The sequence below is a fragment of the Brevundimonas sp. GW821-FHT09G01 genome, from assembly GCF_059416065.1.
The window spans coordinates 285,769-303,220 of sequence record NZ_JBWKOL010000003.1 but is presented as its reverse complement, the minus strand read 5'-3'; the positions used below and the strand labels follow the sequence as shown (position 1 = coordinate 303,220).

17 protein-coding genes are annotated in these 17,452 nt (G+C 70.1%); 12 read left to right on the top strand and 5 right to left on the bottom strand.

All coding sequences use genetic code 11. The features are described 5' to 3' along the window. Positions 1-17: 17 nt before the first annotated feature. Both AC07NB_RS08880 and AC07NB_RS08875 read left to right on the top strand, forming a co-directional pair. Positions 18-1,676 carry an MFS transporter gene (locus tag AC07NB_RS08880; protein ID WP_492311799.1) on the top strand — a complete coding sequence of 553 codons (1,659 nt, stop codon included), beginning with the start codon at positions 18-20 and terminating at the stop codon, positions 1,674-1,676. Positions 1,677-1,715: 39 nt separating this feature from the next. After that, on the top strand, positions 1,716-3,167 hold the full coding sequence (locus tag AC07NB_RS08875; RefSeq protein ID WP_494570395.1) for an NAD-dependent succinate-semialdehyde dehydrogenase: 1,452 nt from the start codon (positions 1,716-1,718) through the stop codon (positions 3,165-3,167). Between the two features lie 11 nt (positions 3,168-3,178). Here the strand turns inward: AC07NB_RS08875 and AC07NB_RS08870 are convergent, their stop codons facing one another. Genes AC07NB_RS08870 through AC07NB_RS08860 form a run of 3 tightly spaced genes read right to left on the bottom strand, consistent with a single transcriptional unit; the run spans position 3,179 to position 5,577 of the window. Next, complete coding sequence (locus AC07NB_RS08870) at positions 3,179-4,375, bottom strand: hypothetical protein (RefSeq protein WP_494570396.1); 1,197 nt, start codon at positions 4,373-4,375, stop codon at positions 3,179-3,181. A 27-nt stretch (positions 4,376-4,402) separates the two neighbouring features. After that, positions 4,403-5,071, bottom strand: a complete 669-nt coding sequence (locus AC07NB_RS08865) for a helix-turn-helix domain-containing protein (RefSeq protein ID WP_492311802.1) — start codon at positions 5,069-5,071, stop codon at positions 4,403-4,405. Positions 5,072-5,109: 38 nt separating this feature from the next. After that, positions 5,110-5,577: an Lrp/AsnC family transcriptional regulator gene (locus AC07NB_RS08860; protein ID WP_291836930.1), complete on the bottom strand. Its 468-nt coding sequence runs from the start codon at positions 5,575-5,577 to the stop codon at positions 5,110-5,112. A gap of 155 nt (positions 5,578-5,732) precedes the next feature. Here AC07NB_RS08860 and ald point away from each other — a divergent pair, with 155 nt between their 5' ends. Together ald and AC07NB_RS08850 are read left to right on the top strand one after the other, a co-directional pair. Further along, the gene (gene ald, locus AC07NB_RS08855) at positions 5,733-6,848 is read left to right on the top strand and encodes an alanine dehydrogenase (RefSeq protein ID WP_291836921.1); all 1,116 of its coding nucleotides are present in this window, start codon (positions 5,733-5,735) and stop codon (positions 6,846-6,848) included. A 166-nt stretch (positions 6,849-7,014) separates the two neighbouring features. Then, a complete protein-coding gene (locus tag AC07NB_RS08850; RefSeq protein WP_494570397.1) occupies positions 7,015-8,031 on the top strand; it encodes an alpha/beta hydrolase in 1,017 nt (338 codons plus the stop codon). Here AC07NB_RS08850 and AC07NB_RS08845 read toward each other — a convergent pair. Next, complete coding sequence (locus tag AC07NB_RS08845) at positions 8,028-8,804, bottom strand: hypothetical protein (protein ID WP_494570398.1); 777 nt, start codon at positions 8,802-8,804, stop codon at positions 8,028-8,030. The genes AC07NB_RS08850 and AC07NB_RS08845 overlap by 4 nt on opposite strands. Positions 8,805-8,893: 89 nt before the next feature. Between AC07NB_RS08845 and obgE the strand changes: the two genes are divergently transcribed. Then, the gene (gene obgE / locus AC07NB_RS08840) at positions 8,894-9,955 is read left to right on the top strand and encodes a GTPase ObgE (RefSeq protein ID WP_494570399.1); all 1,062 of its coding nucleotides are present in this window, start codon (positions 8,894-8,896) and stop codon (positions 9,953-9,955) included. 51 nt (positions 9,956-10,006) lie between these two features. Continuing rightward, a complete protein-coding gene (locus AC07NB_RS08835; RefSeq protein WP_494570400.1) occupies positions 10,007-11,011 on the top strand; it encodes a DUF6624 domain-containing protein in 1,005 nt (334 codons plus the stop codon). Between the two features lie 6 nt (positions 11,012-11,017). Here the strand turns inward: AC07NB_RS08835 and AC07NB_RS08830 are convergent, their stop codons facing one another. Then, positions 11,018-11,575 carry a DUF1579 domain-containing protein gene (locus AC07NB_RS08830; RefSeq protein WP_494570401.1) on the bottom strand — a complete coding sequence of 186 codons (558 nt, stop codon included), beginning with the start codon at positions 11,573-11,575 and terminating at the stop codon, positions 11,018-11,020. Positions 11,576-11,717: 142 nt separating this feature from the next. On the opposite strand from AC07NB_RS08830, the gene AC07NB_RS08825 reads away from it, so the two are divergent. The 6 genes from AC07NB_RS08825 (at position 11,718) to AC07NB_RS08800 (ending at position 17,409) form a co-directional block, all read left to right on the top strand. Then, positions 11,718-12,392: a nicotinate-nucleotide adenylyltransferase gene (locus tag AC07NB_RS08825; protein WP_494570402.1), complete on the top strand. Its 675-nt coding sequence runs from the start codon at positions 11,718-11,720 to the stop codon at positions 12,390-12,392. 117 nt (positions 12,393-12,509) lie between these two features. After that, the gene (gene rsfS, locus AC07NB_RS08820) at positions 12,510-12,914 is read left to right on the top strand and encodes a ribosome silencing factor (protein ID WP_291840035.1); all 405 of its coding nucleotides are present in this window, start codon (positions 12,510-12,512) and stop codon (positions 12,912-12,914) included. Positions 12,915-12,929: 15 nt separating this feature from the next. Then, complete coding sequence (gene rlmH / locus AC07NB_RS08815) at positions 12,930-13,394, top strand: 23S rRNA (pseudouridine(1915)-N(3))-methyltransferase RlmH (protein WP_492311808.1); 465 nt, start codon at positions 12,930-12,932, stop codon at positions 13,392-13,394. 108 nt (positions 13,395-13,502) lie between these two features. Further along, positions 13,503-14,576, top strand: coding sequence for a murein hydrolase activator EnvC family protein (locus AC07NB_RS08810; RefSeq protein WP_492311809.1), 1,074 nt, complete (start codon positions 13,503-13,505; stop codon positions 14,574-14,576). 154 nt (positions 14,577-14,730) lie between these two features. After that, positions 14,731-16,101, top strand: coding sequence for a S41 family peptidase (locus AC07NB_RS08805; protein ID WP_291840026.1), 1,371 nt, complete (start codon positions 14,731-14,733; stop codon positions 16,099-16,101). Positions 16,102-16,212: 111 nt separating this feature from the next. After that, positions 16,213-17,409 carry a divergent polysaccharide deacetylase family protein gene (locus tag AC07NB_RS08800; protein ID WP_494570403.1) on the top strand — a complete coding sequence of 399 codons (1,197 nt, stop codon included), beginning with the start codon at positions 16,213-16,215 and terminating at the stop codon, positions 17,407-17,409. The last annotated feature ends 43 nt before the right edge of the window (positions 17,410-17,452 follow it).

The following is a 17,452-nucleotide window of genomic DNA, read 5'->3' as shown; positions in this document are numbered from 1 at the left end:
ACGCGGGGAGGCGTTGGATGACGCAAGCGGTTGAAACCCGGGATGGACCGGGCCTGAAGACGGTTGTGGGCGCCTCAGCGGCGGGCACGGCGTTCGAGTGGTACGACTTCTTCGTCTTCGGCTCCCTCGCCACCGTCATCGCCAAGCATTTCTTCGCCGATGCGGGCGAGACCGTCAGCTACATCATGGCCCTGCTGACCTTCGGCCTGGGCTTCGTGGTTCGGCCCCTCGGCGCCCTGGTGTTCGGCTGGTTCGGCGACCGCACGGGGCGCAAGACGACCTTCCTGGTGACCATCACCCTGATGGGGGTGGCGACCGTCGCCATCGGCCTGCTGCCGGACTACGGGACCATCGGCATCGCCGCGCCGATCCTGCTGCTGATCATGCGCATGCTGCAGGGCTTCGCCCTGGGCGGCGAGTACGGCGGGGCCGCCATCTACGTCGCCGAACATTCGCCGCCGAAGAAGCGCGGCCTGCTGACCGGCTGGATCCAGACCACTGCGGCCATGGGCCTGATCGGCGCCCTGGCGGTCATCCTGACGACGCGCGCCCTGGTCGGGACCGAGGCCTTCGACGACTGGGGCTGGCGCATTCCCTTCCTGCTGTCGGCCCTGCTGCTGGCGGTGTCGCTGTGGATCCGGCTGAAGCTGAACGAGAGCCCGGCCTATCAGCGCATGGAGGCGGAGTCTGGCGAGAACCGCGCGCCCTATCGCGAGGCCTTCTTCCAGTGGGGCAACGGCCGCTTTGTCCTGATCGCCCTGTTCGGGATCATGATCGCCCAGGGCGCGGTCTGGTACTGCGGGTATTTCTACACCCGTTTCTTCATGGAGAAGGTGCTGAAGGTCGATACGAACACGGTCGATCAGCTGGTGCTGATGGTCACCGTAGCCTCGGCCTTCCTCTACATCTTCTTCGGCTGGCTGTCGGACAAGATGGGGCGCAAGCCGGTCATGCTGTTCGGGATGATCCTGGCGCTGGTCGCCTTCTTCCCGGGCTTCCACGCCCTGACCCGCGCCGCCAATCCGGCGCTTGCGGAGGCCCAGGTCTCCAGCCCGGTGACCGTCGTGGCCGACCCCGCCGACTGCAACCTGCTGTTCGATCCGATCGGGAAGGCGGTCTTCTCCAGCTCCTGCGACATCGCCCGCATCGCCCTGTCCAACGCCGGCGTCCCCTATGAGACCGTCGACGCTCCAGCCGGCGCGCCGGCCGTGATCCGGGTCGGCGACGCCGAGGTCGCCTCGATCGATGGAAGCGCCATGGCCCCGGCCGCGCTGAAGGCGGCGCGCGCGGACCTCGAGGTCCGCGCCAAGGCCGCCCTGACCGCCGCCGGCTATCCGGCCAAGGCCGATCCGGCGCGGATCAACATGCCGCTGACCTGGGCCATCCTGATGATCTTCATGGTCGCGGCCTGCGCCCTGTACGGCCCCCAGGCCGCGGCGCTGGTCGAACTGTTCCCGACCCGGGTGCGCTATACGGCGATGAGCCTGCCCTACAACATCGGCACCGGCTGGGTCGGAGGGCTGCTGCCCGCCGCCAGCTTCGCCCTGGTGGCGGCGTCGGGGAATATCTATTTCGGCCTCTGGTACTCGGTCGCCTTCACCGTCGTGGCGGTCATCGTCAGCCTGATCTGGCTGCCGGAGACAAAGGGCCGCGACCTGGACACGATCGAGACCTGACGCGTTCCCTCCGTTCCTCCCCGAACCGGACGACTGACCATGAACACCTCCGCCCGCGACGCCGGCCTGGCGCTCCTTCGCGAACACGCCTTCATCGCCGGCGAGGCGGTGACGGGGGCGAAGCGGATCGCCGTCGATGATCCCGCCACGGGCGAAGTCATCGGCCATATTCCCGACCTCGGCGCCGCCGAGACCGAGCGGGCCATCCAGGCGGCGGACGCGGCCTTCCCCGCCTGGTCGCGGTCCGACCCGCACAAGCGCGCCGCCTTCCTGCGCGAATGGGCGCGGCTGATCGACGAGAACACCGAGGGTCTGGGCGCCCTGATGGCGCTGGAGAACGGCAAGCCGTTCGAGGAAGCCAAGGGCGAGGTCGCCTACGCCAACGGCTTCATCAAATGGTTCGCGGGCCAGGCCGAACGGTTGATCGGCGAGACCCAGGACAGCCCGCTCGGCCACGTCATCCTGACCTTCCGCGAGGCGGTAGGCCCCTGCGCCCTGATCACCCCGTGGAACTTCCCGGCGGCCATGCTGACCCGCAAGCTGGGTCCCGCCTTCGCCGCCGGCTGCACCGCCGTGGTCAAGCCGGCCAGCCAGACGCCGTTCACCGCCCTGGCCCTGGCGGAGCTGGCCTACAAGGCGGGCCTGCCCAAGGGCGCGCTGAGCGTCATCACCGGTGACGCGGCGACCATCGGCGGGGTTCTGACCGCCTCGCCCCTGATCCGCAAACTGTCCTTCACCGGCTCGACCCCGGTCGGCCGCAAACTGGCCGAGCAGTGCGCCCCGACCCTGAAGCGGGTGTCGATGGAGCTGGGCGGCGCCGCCCCCCTGATCGTCTTCGCCGACGCCGACCTGGACCTGGCGGTGGCCGAGACCATCAAGGGCAAGTTCCGCAACTCGGGCCAGACCTGCGTCTGTCCCAACCGCGTCTATGTCGAGGCGTCGGTCGCCGAAGCCTACGCCGAAAAGCTGGCCGCCGAGGTGGCGAAGATCCCGGTCGGTCCAGCCTTCGAAGCCGGGGTCAAGGTCGGGCCGCTGATCGAGGACAAGGCCATCACCAAGGTCGAGGACCACCTGGCCAAGGTGCAGGCCTCGGGCGGGCGAGTTCTGACCGGCGGGGCGCGCCACGAACTGGGCGGCCGCTTTTTCCAGCCGACCGTGACCCTGGGCGGCGATGACAAGCTGTTCCGCGAGGAGGAGACCTTCGGTCCGCTGATCCCGGTCTTCCCGTTCGAGACCGAGGACGAGGTGCTGGGCAAGGCCAACGACAGCGAGTTCGGCCTGGCCTCCTATCTGTTCACCCGCGACCTGGATCGCGCCTTCCGCATCGGCTGCCGCATCGAGGCGGGGATGTGCGGGGTGAACACCGGCCTGATCTCGACCGCCGTGGCTCCGTTCGGCGGGGTGAAGTCCTCCGGCTACGGCAAGGAGGGCTCGGTCCACGGCATCGACGAGTATGTGGACATCAAGGCCGTGACACTGGCCTTGCGCTAGGCGCGACTTCGCTACGCGTCCGGGGCCAGCGGCCAGAGCCGATCGACGGGCCGTTCCAGCACGCGGGCGGCGACCGGATGCAGGACCGCGGGCGCGAGTCTGCCCCGGCGAACCGCGTCGGCGAGCCAGGCCTCGATCGAGCCGCCCTCGCGCGACCAGCGATCCTCGCGCAGCAGGCCGTAGAGTCCCGCCGCCAGCACATGCATGCCGTCGTCCTGGGTGCGCCAGCGGTCGGCCGGATTGCGCGCCACGCCGAGGACTTCGCTGACGGTCTGGTCCAGCGCCTGGCAGAGGTCCTCGTTCAGGACGCCTTCCAGGGTCGTGTAGCCGAAGCGGGGATCATGCTCGCGAACGATGCGGGGGATCAGCGGATCCCTTTCCAGCACGGCCAGCGCCGCCAGAGCCGTCGGGCCGTCCATCGGCACGGGCGGATGCAGCAGCTCATGGGCGGCGATCCGGACGGTGAGGCCCACGTCGTAGTCGGCCGATTGCAGGAAGCGCTGGCCGTGCACCTTGATCCCATGGGGCTTGGAGAACTGCAGCAGGGTGATGTCGATGCGGGGATCGAAGGTCCGTCCCGTCAGCTTCTCCTCGACCTTGATGATGTCGAAGGCCGGCAGGGCGGCGCGCAGCATGGTCAGTCCGGCCTCCAGCGCCGCGCCGGCCCGCTCGCGGCGCCAGGCCGAAAACCCTGCCGCCTTCATCGCTTCCAGGATCGATCGCGTCTCCGGCGCATGACGAACGAACCAGTCCCAGTCCTTCTGGTCCCAGTAGGGACCGGTCTGATAGGTCGGACGGACGATCGCCTCCGGATCGCCCAGGGCGACAATCATGTCGTCCAGGGTCGCGTCGCGGTCGGCGTGGGACAGGATGGTGTTCAGGTTCGGCGAGAACAGGCCGAAGCCGTCATCCTCGGCCGTCTGCCATAGAGCCGGGACGGCGCGCCGCACCGCCTCCGGCAGGCGGGGCGCGAAGGCGGCGACATCTTCGGCGTAGTAGCGCGTGTAGAGCTCACGGCCCGACAGGGGCGCCAGGAAGGCGATGGCGTCCTGCCCCTCGGAATCCTGCACCCGCCAGTCGGTGCGGCCGGGCGGACGGCTCGATCCCGAAGCTTGCGGCCGCGCCCGAGCAGACGACGGCATGGTCAGCAGAACGGCGGGCGCCAGGGGCGCGGCGAGGGCGGCGGTGAGGAGGGTGCGTCGATCCATGGCCCAGACCTAGTCGAGCCCGGAGCCTCAGGATTGAACCGACTTGACCCGAAGCCGTCCTGGCGGAAGGCCGGTCAGGGCGGCGACAGCGCGGCTCATGTGGGCCTGATCGGCGAAGCCGAGCTCGGCCGCCAGCGCCGCCGGCGGGTCCTCGCGCCGTTGAAGCGCCCGGGCGGCCCTCAGCGCCCGCTGCTCGGCGCGGTATCGTCGGGGCGTCGTGCCGAAGACCTGGCGGAAGCCCCGGCTGATCGTTTCGGGCGCCAGGCCGGCCCCGGCCGCCCAGGCCTCAAGTCCGACATCCGGTCCCCTGCGAAGCGCGGCCGCCAGCAGGTCGGGCCAGTCGCCTCCGTCGTCCGACGCGGGCGTCAGCGCTTCACGGAACAGCCCCAGGGCCTCGACCATGTCACGCCGGGCGGCCCGCGCGACGACGTCGGGATCGGCGATCCGGCCGACGCCGAAAGCCACCGGGTCGGTGAAGGGCAGGTTCAGCACCACCGCCCCCGAGGCCGACACGGCGTCCATGTGGGATTCCCAGGCGCCGTGGATCAGCACCTGGCCCGGAGCGGCGCGAAAGCGGCCCCGATCCCCCGCCTCGACATAGCCGCCGGACAGCACCAGGGCGGCGTAGGCGTGCGCGTGGCGATGCCGCTCCATGCGGCCGCCGGCGGTCAGGGTCTGGAAAAGCGAATGGCCCACCCCGCCAAACTGGGGGCGGGATCGGTCGGGGTCCAGTGTCAAACCGGTAATGCGCCGCGCTTGACCACCGTCCGCATCGCCACGCTGGACGACACCCGCGTCACACCGGGTATGCGGGTCAGTTCGCGAGAGTGGACCCGTTCCAGGTCGTCCACGTCGCGAACCACGAGACGCAGCAGATAGTCCGAGCCGCCGGTCATCAGATAGCATTCGACCACCTCCGGCACGGTGGCGATGGCGGTCTCGAAGGCGGTCAGGGCGGCTTCGGCCTGGGACGAGAGGGTCACCGTCACGAAGACGCTGATCGGCAGGCCGACGGCGCGTTCATTGATGATGGCGGCGTAGCGGCTGATTACCCCTTCGCTCTCCAGCGCCCTGAGTCTGCGCAGGCAGGCGCTCTCGGACAGGTTCACGGCGCGGGCCAGATCGGCGTTCGTCATGCGCCCGTCGCCCTGCAGGGCGCGAAGCATCTTCCGATCCGTATCATCGAGGGTGACAGCGGAAATCGTCTTCACAGGCGGCCTCGTTCGCAGATTCTGCGACTTTACGTCGATCAGTCAGCAAAAAGAACAGGAACCTGCGCGGAAACCGCCGCTAGATTGCGCGCGAAACGCGGCCGCCGCAGAGTGGCTCGTACCCGGTTCAGGCAAGGAAACTCCCCATGCGCGTCGGCGTCCCCAAGGAAATCAAGAAGAACGAGCACCGCATCGGCCTGACGCCGACCGCCGTGCGCGAGTACGTGTCCCACGGCCACGCCGTCTCGATCGAGAAGGGCGCCGGTCTGGGCGCCGGCTTCACCGACGCCGACTACGTCAAGGCGGGCGCCAAGATCGTCGACACCGCCGCCGAAATCTTCGCGAACAACGACATGATCGTGAAGGTCAAGGAGCCGCAGAAGGTCGAGTGGGAAATGCTCCGCGAGGACCAGATCCTGTTCACCTACCTGCACCTGGCGCCCGATCCCGAACAGACCAAGGGCCTGATCGCCTCGAAATGCGCCGCCGTCGCCTATGAGACCGTGACCAACGCGCAGGGCGGCCTGCCGCTGCTGGCCCCGATGTCGGAAGTCGCAGGCCGGATCGCCGTCTTCTCGGCCGCCGAGACTCTGCTGAAGCACAACGGCGGCATGGGCCTGCTGTTCTGCGGCGTTCCGGGCGTGGCTCCGGCCCGCGTGCTGGTGCTGGGCGGCGGCGTCGTCGGCCTGAACGCGGCCCGCATGGCCATGGGCCTGGGCGCCGAGGTCGTGGTGCTGGAACGCTCGATCCCGCGCATGGCCTACATCGACGAAGTTACGCAGGGCCGGGTCATCACCCGCTATTCCTCGATCGGCGCGATCGAAGAGGAACTGGTCAAGGCCGACGTCATCATCGGCGCCGTGCTGGTGCCGGGCGCCGAGGCGCCCAAGCTGATCAAGAAGGAACACCTGAAGTCGATGAAGCCCGGCTCGGTGCTGGTCGACGTCGCCATCGACCAGGGCGGCTGTTTCGAGACCAGCCACGCCACGACCCACGAAGACCCGACCTACGTCATCGACGGCGTCGTCCACTACTGCGTGGCCAACATGCCGGGCGCCGCCCCGCGCACCTCGTCGGAAGCCCTGAACAACGCCACCCTGCCCTTCGGTCTGGCGCTGGCGGACAAGGGCCTGGACGCCCTGAAGGACAACCCGCACCTGGCGCGCGGCCTGAACGTGCTGAAGGGCGAGCTGACCTATCCGGCCGTCGCCGAGGCGCTGGACATGCCGTGGAGCGATCCGTTCGGCGTCTGGGCCAAATAGGCCTTCCACCAGACCGACAGATGAGCGGGCGGGATCGGCGACGGTCCCGCCCGCTTTCGTTCTGGCGCCCGGTCATGAAATTATCTCGGGGCAGGCTGGAGTTCTCATCCTTTGTGAGGCCTCCGTCGCCGTGGCTAGCTTTCCCCGGCACAGGGGAGACGCGCAGATGTCCGGAATGAGAGTGTTCCTGATCGTTGCGGTCGCGGTGGCGACGGTCAGCGGCGCGCTGGCCTGCATCGAAAGGCCCGAGGCGGAACCGCACCGTGCGGCAACGACGACCGCGCCTCAGGAGATCGGAACGCACGTCGGCGTCTGGCGGCAGCCCGAAGGCCTGATCCAGACCCCCATCTGGCCCGGCGTCGCGCCGGACATGGCCGGCATGACCCAGCCGCCCGAAAGCGTCCTGACCAGGCACACGCCGGACGCCATCGGCGGCACGACCTCGCAGGCCGTCCTCGACGTCTCCGTTCCGACCATGACGGTCTTTCCGCCCAAGGGCCGCAACACCGGCGCCGCCATCGTGGTCTTCCCGGGCGGCGGCTTCCGCGCCGTCGTCCTGACCATCGAAGGCACGGAGATCTGCGGCTGGATCACCTCGAAAGGGATCACCTGCATCCTGTCCAAATACCGCGTCCCGGGCAGCAACCACTACTGGAACCCGGAGTGCCGCTGCAGCATCACGCCAGACGTGCCGCGCGCGCTGCAGGACGCCCAGCGCACCATCCGGCTGGTTCGCGCCCGGGCGGCCGAACTGCAGATCGATCCCGACAAGATCGGCGTCATGGGTTTTTCGGCCGGCGGGTATCTGGTCGCCCAGACCAGCAACATCTTCGCACCTGCCTACACGCCGGTCGACGCCGCCGACCGGATCAGCAGCCGCCCGGACTTCGCCATCGCCTTCTTCCCCGGCCACATCTGCCGTCGCGGCGGCGCGATGGATCCGGGCCTCCGCGTCACCGGACGGACCCCGCCGACCTTCCTGTTGCAGGCCTGGGACGACCCGGTGGACGACATCTGCAACAGCACCCTCTACGCCCGGGCGCTCGACGCCGCCGAGGTGCCGGCGGAGGTGCATCTGTTCGCCAGGGGCGGGCACGCCTTCGGCCTGAGGCGTAACGAGAGCCCCGATACCGTCTGGCCCGGACTGGTCGAGACCTGGCTGAAGGGAATCGGCGTCCTCTAGACGATCAGCGACACCAGGCCGCCGCCCAGATCGGCGCCGGCCTGTCCGACCTGGCGGTCCATTTCGGCGACGGCCTTGTCCAGTTCGGCGGCTTCCTGCGGCGACATGGCGTCGTCGTCCTTGCCGGCCTTGGCGCGCTCGGTGGCGGCGCGGACGAGGGCCTTCAGTTCGGCGGCCATCTTGCGGACATCGGCCATCAACTCACTGTCGGCCTGCTGCTGGCCGCTGCGGCGGGCCATGTCGGCGACCTGCGCCTTCTGCTCGTCGATGGCCTGCTGATAGGGATTGGCGGACTTGCCCGTATCCTCCTTGCCGGCGTCGGTCTCGCCGGCCTGCGTTTCGCCCGTCGGGGTCTGCTCTCCGGAGGCGACGGGCGAGCCCTCGCGACCGGCGGCCGCATCGCCCTGGGCTCCGGCCGCGTCGGAGCCCGAGACCGGAGCCGCCGGCGCGCCGCCCACCCCCATGCCGGAGATCACGCCGCCCGCCGCCGCATATTCCTTGACCGCCGCGCCCAGTTCGCGCGCGATCTGGGCCGCGATCCGCGCTGTGCCCTTCGGATCGACCCCGGCCATGGAGCGCAGCATCTGCAGCCGCGCCTTCAGCTGTTCGATCTTCTGGCGCGCCGCGGCCTTGCGCTCTTCCGAGGCCTGGCTGCTCTTCGCCCGGAGCGTCTCGGAGGCGGCCCTGGCGTCGCGCAGCCTCGCCTCGGCCGCGGCCTTGAGCCGATCCTCACGCGCCGTGTCCGCCGCCTTGAGCGGCGTCAGCATGTTCATCAGGCTTTCGGACGAGATCTTCACCCCGTGGAGGGTGAGGTGATGCGCGCCGCCTGTAAATCGCCGCTCTCTTGCGGCATAAGCCGCCGATGAAGTTTCTCGACCAGGCCAAGATCTATATCCGCTCCGGCAACGGCGGCGGGGGCTCCGTTTCGTTCCGCCGCGAAAAGTTCATTCCCAACGGCGGGCCGGACGGCGGCGACGGCGGCCACGGCGGCAACGTCTGGATCACGGCCATGGACGGCCTGAACACCCTGATCGACTTCCGCTACCAGCAGCATTTCAAGGCCCAAACCGGTCACCACGGCCAGGGCCGCCAGATGCACGGCGGCAAGGGCGAGGACGTGATCCTGAAGGTCCCGGTCGGCACCCAGGTGCTGGACGAGGACAAGGAGACGGTCCTGCTGGACATGGACTACGCCGGCAAGACCGAGATGCTGCTCAAGGGCGGCAACGGCGGCTGGGGCAATACCCGGTTCAAGGGCCCGTCCAACCAGGCGCCGACCTACGCCAATCCGGGCCAGGAAGGCCAGGAGCGCTGGATCTGGCTGCGGTTGAAGCTGATCGCAGACATCGGTCTGGCGGGCCTGCCCAACGCCGGCAAGTCGACCTTCCTGTCAGCCGCCAGCGCGGCCAAGCCCAAGATCGCCGACTATCCGTTCACGACCCTGGTGCCCAACCTGGGCATGGTCGACCTGTCGCCCACCGAGCGTTTCGTCATCGCCGACATCCCGGGCCTGATCGAGGGCGCCAACGAGGGCGCGGGTCTGGGCACCCGCTTCCTGGGCCACGTCGAACGCTCGGCCTCGCTGATCCACCTGATCGACGGGACGCAGGAGGACGTGGCCGGAGCATACCGGATCATCCGCGGCGAGCTGGACGCCTACGGCGAGGGCCTGGCCGACAAGGCGGAATTGCTGGCGTTGAACAAGATCGACGCCTTGTCGCCGGAAGAGCGCGACGCCAAGGCCGCCGAGCTGGAGGCCGTATCGGGCAAGCGACCGTTCCTGGTGTCCGGCGTGTCCGGCGAGGGCGTGACCCCGCTTCTGCGCGCGGCCTGGAACGAGGTGCGCAAGACGCGCGGCGAGCTGACCCGGGTGGACGACGAGGACGAGGGCGTGGTCGAGACCCCCGGCGGCTGGGCGCCTTGATCCTGCCTTGAAACGCCCCTGTTCTCCCAAAGGAGAATGAGGGGCTCTTCGATGGTTCGACACGCTGCGCTGACGGTCGCCGCCATGGCGGTCTGTATGATCCTTTCCGGGTTCCAGAGCGCGCCCACGCAGACGCCGCCGCAACTGACTCCGGCCCTCGCGGCGTTGGCCGAGGACGCCGACGCCGCGAGAGCCTTCGACTACATGGCGCTGAAGGCTGAGGGCGCTGACCTCAGCGCCTTGTCCGACGCCGTCTTCCGTGGCGCCGTGATCGACGGAAACGGCCGCTGCCTGTCAGAGGCGGAGGCCGAACTCCAGGCCAACCTCGCCGCCGCCATGATCGCGGCGGACCCGGCGGCTTTCGACGACGATCGCGCGGCGGCGGCCGAGGCCTGGGCGAAATGGGACCTGTTCGCCGAGGGGATCGAACACGGCCAGGTCGCCACCGAAGAGCCGTTCAAATGGGTCTCGGACCGCTATGCGCAACTCGAGAGCGAGACCAGCCCGCGGTCGCGGGAGCTGCTGCGCCGGACCGCGCGCGACCAGCTGTACCGCCACAGCTGGACCGGCGGCTCGCAGATCTGGGGCGAACTGAGCCCCGGCGCCAAGGGACGGGTGATGTCACGCCTGATGCGAGCCACCTGCCTGACCGACCGTGACAACACCGCCTGGCTGAAGGCCGATGTGGCGGCCAACGGCTGGTTCACGATCTCAGCCACGGGCGAACGAGCCTCGAGCTCGGCCTGGCTGATGGCCCAGCACGCCGACCGTGATCGCGACTTCCAGCGGCACGTGCTGGCCCTGATGGAGCCGCTGGTCGCATCGGGCGAGGTCACGCGCGGCAACTACGCCTATCTCTGGGACCGGATCGCCGTCAGCGAGAACCGGCCGCAGCGCTACGGCACCCAGGGGCGCTGCACGGGCCCCGGCCGCTGGGAGCCGAACGAGATCGAGGACCGCGACCGGGTCGAGGCGCTGCGCGAGGAAGCCGAGATCGGCAGCCTGGTGGAGTACGAGGCGCACATGCAGCCGCACTGCGCCGGGTTCGCCGGCTGACAGGATCTAGGCGACCCGGCTCCACTGCATGATCCAGTTCCAGTCCCAGGTCGCGCCACCGTCGCGGGAGGCGCCCTGACGCCAGCGGCAGCTCGTGGCGGTGATCTGGTCCCAGCAGCCGCGGTAGATGACCGTTCCCTGATCGTCGGTCTCGGCGGCGTCGAAATCGCCGACGCCGTCCACGAAACGGCCGGGCGTGCCGGTCGATCCGGGCACGCCGGTCCTGGCGTTCATCCAGTAGTCCAGCCAGACGCCGTTGGCGGCGTCGAGCGTGCGCAGCCCCATGCCGCTGAAATCCCTCGCCGGGATGCGCAGCTCCTCGACGCTGGCCACGCCGCCCAGGATGTTCCAGCAGGTCGCCTCGCCGTCGAACTCGTCCCAGTCGCCCGGAGCCTTGAGGCGCCGGTTCCGGATACGCCATTCGCCGGACAGGAAGTCGAACTCGCCCGCGCGCGCCGGGACCTGGGCGCGCGCGGGAACGGCGACCAGGGCGGGCGCGGCGGCGAGGCCGGCGGCGGCTTTCAGGACGCCCCGGCGGCCGGGGCGAAGCGATGCGTCAGTCATGGAGTCCTCCCTGTAGGGACCGAACCTGCGCCGGGGCTGCCGCCACCCTGCTGTCAGCATCGGGGGGCAACGACGAAACTGAGGCGACACGGACGATCCCGCGTGTTAGGGCGCGGATGAGCATAAGTCGCGCGAGCCCGCCTTGCCCTTCTTCCACGCCGGTCCCGCGCCGAAGATCGCCGGCCCCCGCAGGGGCGCGCTGCGCGACGGCCTGGACCTGCGCCCCGGCATGTCGGTCGGCCTGTTCGGCGGCTCGTTCAATCCCGCCCACGACGGTCACGCCCATGTCGCCGAAACGGCCCTGCGGCGGCTGGGGCTGGATCGGGTGATCTGGCTGGTGTCGCCGCAGAACCCCCTGAAGGACGCCCGCGACAGCGCCCCGCTGGCCGAGCGAATGGCCTCCGCCGGACAGGCGGCCCAGCTGGCGGCCTCCGGCCCGTCGATGATCGTCTCCGATGTCGAGACGCGGTTGGGCACCCAGTGGACCATCGACACCCTGCGCGCCCTCGTCGCCCGCCATCCGGGGGTGAATTTCGTCTGGCTGATGGGCTCGGACAACCTGGCCAGCTTCCATAAATGGCGCGGCTGGACGGACATCATGCGGCTGATGCCGGTGGCGGTGATCGCTCGCCCGGGCTCGATGCTGGACAGCCGCACCGCACCGGCGTCGGCCCGCTTCGCCGACGCCCGCGTGCCCGCCCAGAAGGCCCGGCTGCTGTCGTCGATGGAGGCTCCGGCCTGGACCTATCTGACCGCGCCGCTCAATCCGCGCTCGTCCACGGCGCTGCGCGCGGCCGCCAAGAGCCGCGGTGCGTGACGGCGGGGGCCGTCCGTGCTAGACTGCCCCTTTAGTAACGACCCCCGGAGCCCTCCGCTGACCCCCTCTACCGCGTATGACGCGCACGATGACGCCGTCTCCAACACGGCGCACGAGATGGACGAGATCGAACCCGTCCACTCCGAAGACGGTCAGCAGGCTCCCCTCCCCGTCGGCCTGACGGACCTCGAGAACGCCATCCTGGGCAAGCTTGACGATGACAAGGCGCAGGACATCGTCCTGATCGACCTGCGCGGCAAGAGCCCCATGTCCGACGCCATGATCGTGGCTTCGGGCCGCTCGCACCGCCACGTCGGCGCCCTGGCCGACCACCTGCAGCGGCTGATGAAGGAAAAGGGCCTGGGCAAGGTCAAGGTTTCCGGCCTGCCGCACTGTGACTGGGTGCTGCTGGATGGCGGCGACGTGATCGTCCACCTGTTCCGCCCGGAAGTGCGCGCCTTCTACAACATCGAGAAGATCTGGTCGGTCGAGAGCGGCCACCGCACCGACAGCCGCGCCTGATCCCCTGATCCGACCATGAAGCTGGGCGTCATCGCGATCGGCAAGCCGGGACGCGGGCCTGAAGCCATGCTGGCCGAGGACTACGCCCAGCGCGCCACCCTGGCGGGCCGGGCGCTGGGTCTCGGGCCGCTGGAGCTGATCGATCTGGAGCCCCGCAAGCCGGGTAAGGCGCTCGAAGCCGAGCTGATCCTCAAAGCCGCCGAGGGCGCGCACCTGATCGCCTGCGACGAACGCGGCAAGACCTTCTCCAGCCGCGCCTTCGCCGACCATATCGCCCTGCTCCGGGACCGGGGCGAGCGGCGGCTGGTGTTCGCCATCGGCGGAGCCGACGGACTGGACGCCAGCGTGCGCGAAGCCGCGGGATCGACCCTGGCCTTCGGCCCCCAGACCTGGCCGCACGCGCTGGCGCGGGCGATGCTGGCGGAGCAGCTGTATCGCGCCGTGACCATCCTGGCCGGATCGCCTTACCATAGGGACTAGAGCGAAATCGGTTTGGATGCGCAGCATCCGGGCTCAGATTTCGCTCCAGAGTTATGCCGGACCATTTTTTGGATTCGGATTGGAGCAACCCGAAGCAAAAATGGTCTGATGCGTCCCCTGATCGCCATCGCCATGGTCGGCCTGATCGCCCTGCCCGTCGCCGCCGCGGCGCCGCAGGAACGGGGCGAAGTCGCGCGCCTGCAGGCTGAGTTCCGCGACGAGCAGGCCCGCGCCCGCCGCCTGAGGGCCGAGGCCGACGACGCGGCGGCCGAGATCGGAACCCTGGAACGCGAGCTGGGCCGCCTGACCGCCGCCGTCAGCGCCGACGACCAGCTGATCGCCGCCCAGCGGGCGCGATTGCGCGAACTGGGTCAGCGCGAGAGCGAGCTGGTCGCGCGCCTGGCGCTGGCGCGCGGGCGGCAGGCGCGGCTGCTGTCGGCCCTGCAGATGATGAGCCGCAAGCCGCCGCCCCCCCTGCTGGTGCCCGCCGACGAGGCGGTGGACGCGGTGCGGGCCTCCATCCTGCTACGCGCCATCGCCCCCGAGTTGCAAAGCCGGGCCAAGGCCCTGGCGGATCAGCAGGCCGAGCTGACCCGCATCCGGCGGCTGGCGGCCCTGAACAGCGAGCAGCTGTTCACGACCGAGAGCGCGCGGGGCGACCGGCGCGGCGAGATCGAAAGCCTGTCGGCGCGCAAGGCGGCGCTGCAGGCGGTGTTGCGCGCCGAGGCCGTGCAGGCGGAACGGGCCGGGCGTGCGCTGGAAGCCCGGCTGAACGCGCTCGGCGCCGCCGTGCCCGCGCCGGAGACCGACGCGCCGACGACGGTGGCCCGCCTGCCCGCGGGGCGCAGCCGCCTGACCGCCCCGGTCGAAGGCGCGCCCTCGACCCGTTTCGGACGCGGCTCGAACGGATGGCGCTGGAGCGCAAACCAGCTGGAGGCCCGCGCCCCCGCGGCCGGACGCGTGGTCTTCGCCGGCCCGCTGTCGGGTTGGGGACAGGTGGTGATCGTCGACCTGGGCCCCGGTTGGCGCGCGGTCATCGCCGGGCTGGACGAGGTCTCGGTCGAGACCGGGACCCGGGTCTCGGACGGCCAGGCCGTGGGCCGCACCGCCCCCGACGGAGAGGTCTGGTTCGAGCTGCGGCGCGACGAACGCGCGGTCGATCCGGCGCCGTGGTTGAATTGACTCCGGTCGGGCTCCGAACGGGCGAATCCGCTTCCCATCCGCTGATGACGCTGATTTTATCGACCGTCTCCGGATCGGCCACGATTTCGTCGTCGCCCGGGACCTAACTGCCGCCCTGTAAGACCGCCTCCCCGGTCCGCTGAGAAGAAGACGAATGCGCAAGCTGCTGATGATCGGCGCCGCCGCCGCCACCGTGGTCGGCCTGGGGGCCGCGACCGCCGCCGGTCAGACCCCGCGCAACGAAGCCTTCCGCATGATCGGCCTGTTCGGCGACGTGCTGGGCATTGTCGAGCAGGCCTATGTCGTGCCGGTCGACGATAAGAAGCTGATCGAGGCGGCGCTGCAGGGCATGATGGGGGCGCTGGACCCCCACTCCAACTATCTGCCGCCGGAAGGCTACGGCGATCTGCGCGAGCGGACCGAGGGCCACTATTCGGGCGTCGGCCTGACCATTTCCTCGGAAGGCGGGCTGGTGAAGATCATCTCGCCGATGGATGGCGGCCCGGCCGCCCGCGCGGGCGTCAACGCCGGCGACGTCATCTCGGCCATCGACGGCCAGAGCGCCTCGGGCCTGACCGTCAGCCAGGTTTCCGACAAGCTGCGCGGCGCCGTGGGCACCACGATCAAGGTCACCTTCCTGCGTGACGGCGAAGAGCCGCGCGAAGTGACCCTGACCCGCGAGGTCATCCGCATCGAATCCGTCACCGGCCGCGTCGAGGGCGATTTCGGCTATCTGCGCGTCTCGACCTTCAACGAGAACACGGGCCGCGAACTCAGCGAGACGATCGCGAAGCTCAAGACCGAGAACCCGGCGCTGAAGGGCTATGTCCTCGACCTGCGCAACAACGGCGGCGGCCTGCTGGACGCGGCCATCGCCGTGTCGGACGCCTTCCTGGAACGTGGCGAGATCGTCAGCCAGCGCGGGCGCAAGCCGGACCAGATCCAGCGCTACGCCGCGACCCCGGGCGACCTGACCAACGGCCTGCCGCTGGTGGTGCTGATCAACTACGGCTCGGCCTCGGCTTCGGAGATCGTCGCCGGCGCCCTGAAGGACCACCAGCGCGCCACGGTCGTGGGCCTGACCAGCTTCGGCAAGGGTTCGGTGCAGACGGTGATCCCGCTGCGCAACGGCGCCGACGGCGCCCTGTCGATCACCACCGCCCGCTACTACACGCCGTCCGGCGCGTCGATCCAGAAGATCGGCATCGAGCCGGACCTGGAAGTGGCCCGTTCGGAAGCCGAGGCGCGCATCATCTCGCGCTCCAGCTTCATCTATTCCGAGGCGGCCTACGCCACGGCGCTGGACGCCTCCATCGGGGCCGAACGCAAGGGCGCCCACGTGCCGCACGAGGCCCCGGGCGAGGCCTATGACAAGGACAAGGACTACCAGCTGGAGCGCGCCTTTGACGTGCTTCGCGCGGGCGGTCAGCTGACCCGGCTGGCGGCGGCCCCGGAGGGCATCGTCACCTCGGCGCCCGGCACGGTGCTGGCCGACAACGGCGCGGCGGGAAGCCCCGGCGAATAAGCCCCCACATGGCTAACGCGCCGTTAGGGTTTCTTAACCGGCGCTCGGCAATGTGAGCCTCGAAGGGGTCCGCGTGCGCGGGTCCCGCCCATCGAGCGTGCTCACCTGTCCATGTTCGCCAAGCGCCAGTCCGCCCTCGCCGCCACCGCCGGAGCTCCGCCGGTGAAGATTCCTTTGCGCGACCGCCTCGCGCCGCTCGGCCGCCTGCTGAAGAAGCCGCCGGTCGCCGTCGCCGGCGCGGGCCTGCTGCTGCTCGCCGCCGCCGCCCTGTTCATCACCGTGCTGGGCGATCCGCGCGCCGGCGCGCCCTCGGCCCGCGCCACCCTGAAGCGGGAGGCCGCCGCCGGCGCGCCCGCCCCATCCGGTCTGGACGCCTTCTCGATGAACGGCGGGGCCTACGAGGACCTGACGGCCGGCGACGGGACGCTGGATCCATCGGCCATGGGCCAGGCCATGATCACCCTGCCCGACGGCGCCAGCGTGTCGGGCGACGGCGCGCCGGTGACCGCCCCGCGCATCGCCGCCCAACCCCTGACCCAGGCGCCCATCGCCGGCCTGCACCAGCCGGGTCCGGACGGCGTCCTGCCGCGCATCGCCAGCGACGGCCGCGTGCCCGCCCAGGCCTACGCCCGCCCGTTCAGCGCCAACGGCCGCCCGCGCGTGGCCGTGGTGGTCGGCGGTCTCGGCCTCAACGCCGTGACCACCCGCGCCGCCATCGAGCGCCTGCCCGCCGAGGTGACGCTGAGCTTCGTCCCCTATGCCGAGGGCCTGCAGGGCTGGATCGACCTGGCCCGCGCCCAGGGCCACGAGGTGATGATCGAGATGCCGATGGAGCCCACCGGCTATCCGTCGAACGATCCCGGCCCCTACACCCTGCTGTCCTCGGCCGACGCCGCCGATGTGACGGCCAAGATGAACTGGCTGCTCAGCCGCGCCACCGGCTATTTCGCCGTGACCAACTATCTGGGCGACCGCTTCCAGACCTCGGACGAGGGCATGAACGCCTTCATGGGCATGCTGCGCGCGCGCGGCCTCGCCTTCATCGACGACGGCTCCATGAGCCGCAAGCCGGGCGCCTGGGCCCGCGCCAGCGCCAACCGCGTCATCGACGAGGAACAGACCCCGGCCTCCATCGTCGGCCAGCTGAACGCGCTGGAGGCCCTCGCCAAGGCGCGCGGGCAGGCCATGGGCACGGGCTTCAGCTATCCGGTGACGGTCGAGGCCGTGGCCCGCTGGACCGCCGGCCTGGAAGCGCGCGGACTGCAGCTGGCTCCGGCGAGCGCGATGACGCAGCGGCCGGGACGGTAAGGCCGTAGGGCCGCGGCCGAACGACCTGCTACAAAGCCCTATC

Bases quoted from the DNA above. Each gene is read 5' to 3' on its own strand.
- ald (WP_291836921.1), top strand. From the start codon at position 5,733: ATGCGCGTCGGCGTCCCCAAGGAAATCAAGAAGAACGAGCACCGCATC.
- obgE (WP_494570399.1), top strand. From the start codon at position 8,894: ATGAAGTTTCTCGACCAGGCCAAGATCTATATCCGCTCCGGCAACGGC.
- AC07NB_RS08830 (WP_494570401.1), bottom strand. From the start codon at position 11,575: ATGACTGACGCATCGCTTCGCCCCGGCCGCCGGGGCGTCCTGAAAGCC.
- AC07NB_RS08850 (WP_494570397.1), top strand. From the start codon at position 7,015: ATGTCCGGAATGAGAGTGTTCCTGATCGTTGCGGTCGCGGTGGCGACG.
- rsfS (WP_291840035.1), top strand. From the start codon at position 12,510: ATGGACGAGATCGAACCCGTCCACTCCGAAGACGGTCAGCAGGCTCCC.
- AC07NB_RS08810 (WP_492311809.1), top strand. From the start codon at position 13,503: ATGCGTCCCCTGATCGCCATCGCCATGGTCGGCCTGATCGCCCTGCCC.
- AC07NB_RS08870 (WP_494570396.1), bottom strand. From the start codon at position 4,375: ATGGATCGACGCACCCTCCTCACCGCCGCCCTCGCCGCGCCCCTGGCG.
- AC07NB_RS08800 (WP_494570403.1), top strand. From the start codon at position 16,213: ATGTTCGCCAAGCGCCAGTCCGCCCTCGCCGCCACCGCCGGAGCTCCG.
- rlmH (WP_492311808.1), top strand. From the start codon at position 12,930: ATGAAGCTGGGCGTCATCGCGATCGGCAAGCCGGGACGCGGGCCTGAA.
- AC07NB_RS08845 (WP_494570398.1), bottom strand. From the start codon at position 8,804: ATGAACATGCTGACGCCGCTCAAGGCGGCGGACACGGCGCGTGAGGAT.
- AC07NB_RS08875 (WP_494570395.1), top strand. From the start codon at position 1,716: ATGAACACCTCCGCCCGCGACGCCGGCCTGGCGCTCCTTCGCGAACAC.
- AC07NB_RS08835 (WP_494570400.1), top strand. From the start codon at position 10,007: ATGGTTCGACACGCTGCGCTGACGGTCGCCGCCATGGCGGTCTGTATG.
- AC07NB_RS08805 (WP_291840026.1), top strand. From the start codon at position 14,731: ATGCGCAAGCTGCTGATGATCGGCGCCGCCGCCGCCACCGTGGTCGGC.
- AC07NB_RS08880 (WP_492311799.1), top strand. From the start codon at position 18: ATGACGCAAGCGGTTGAAACCCGGGATGGACCGGGCCTGAAGACGGTT.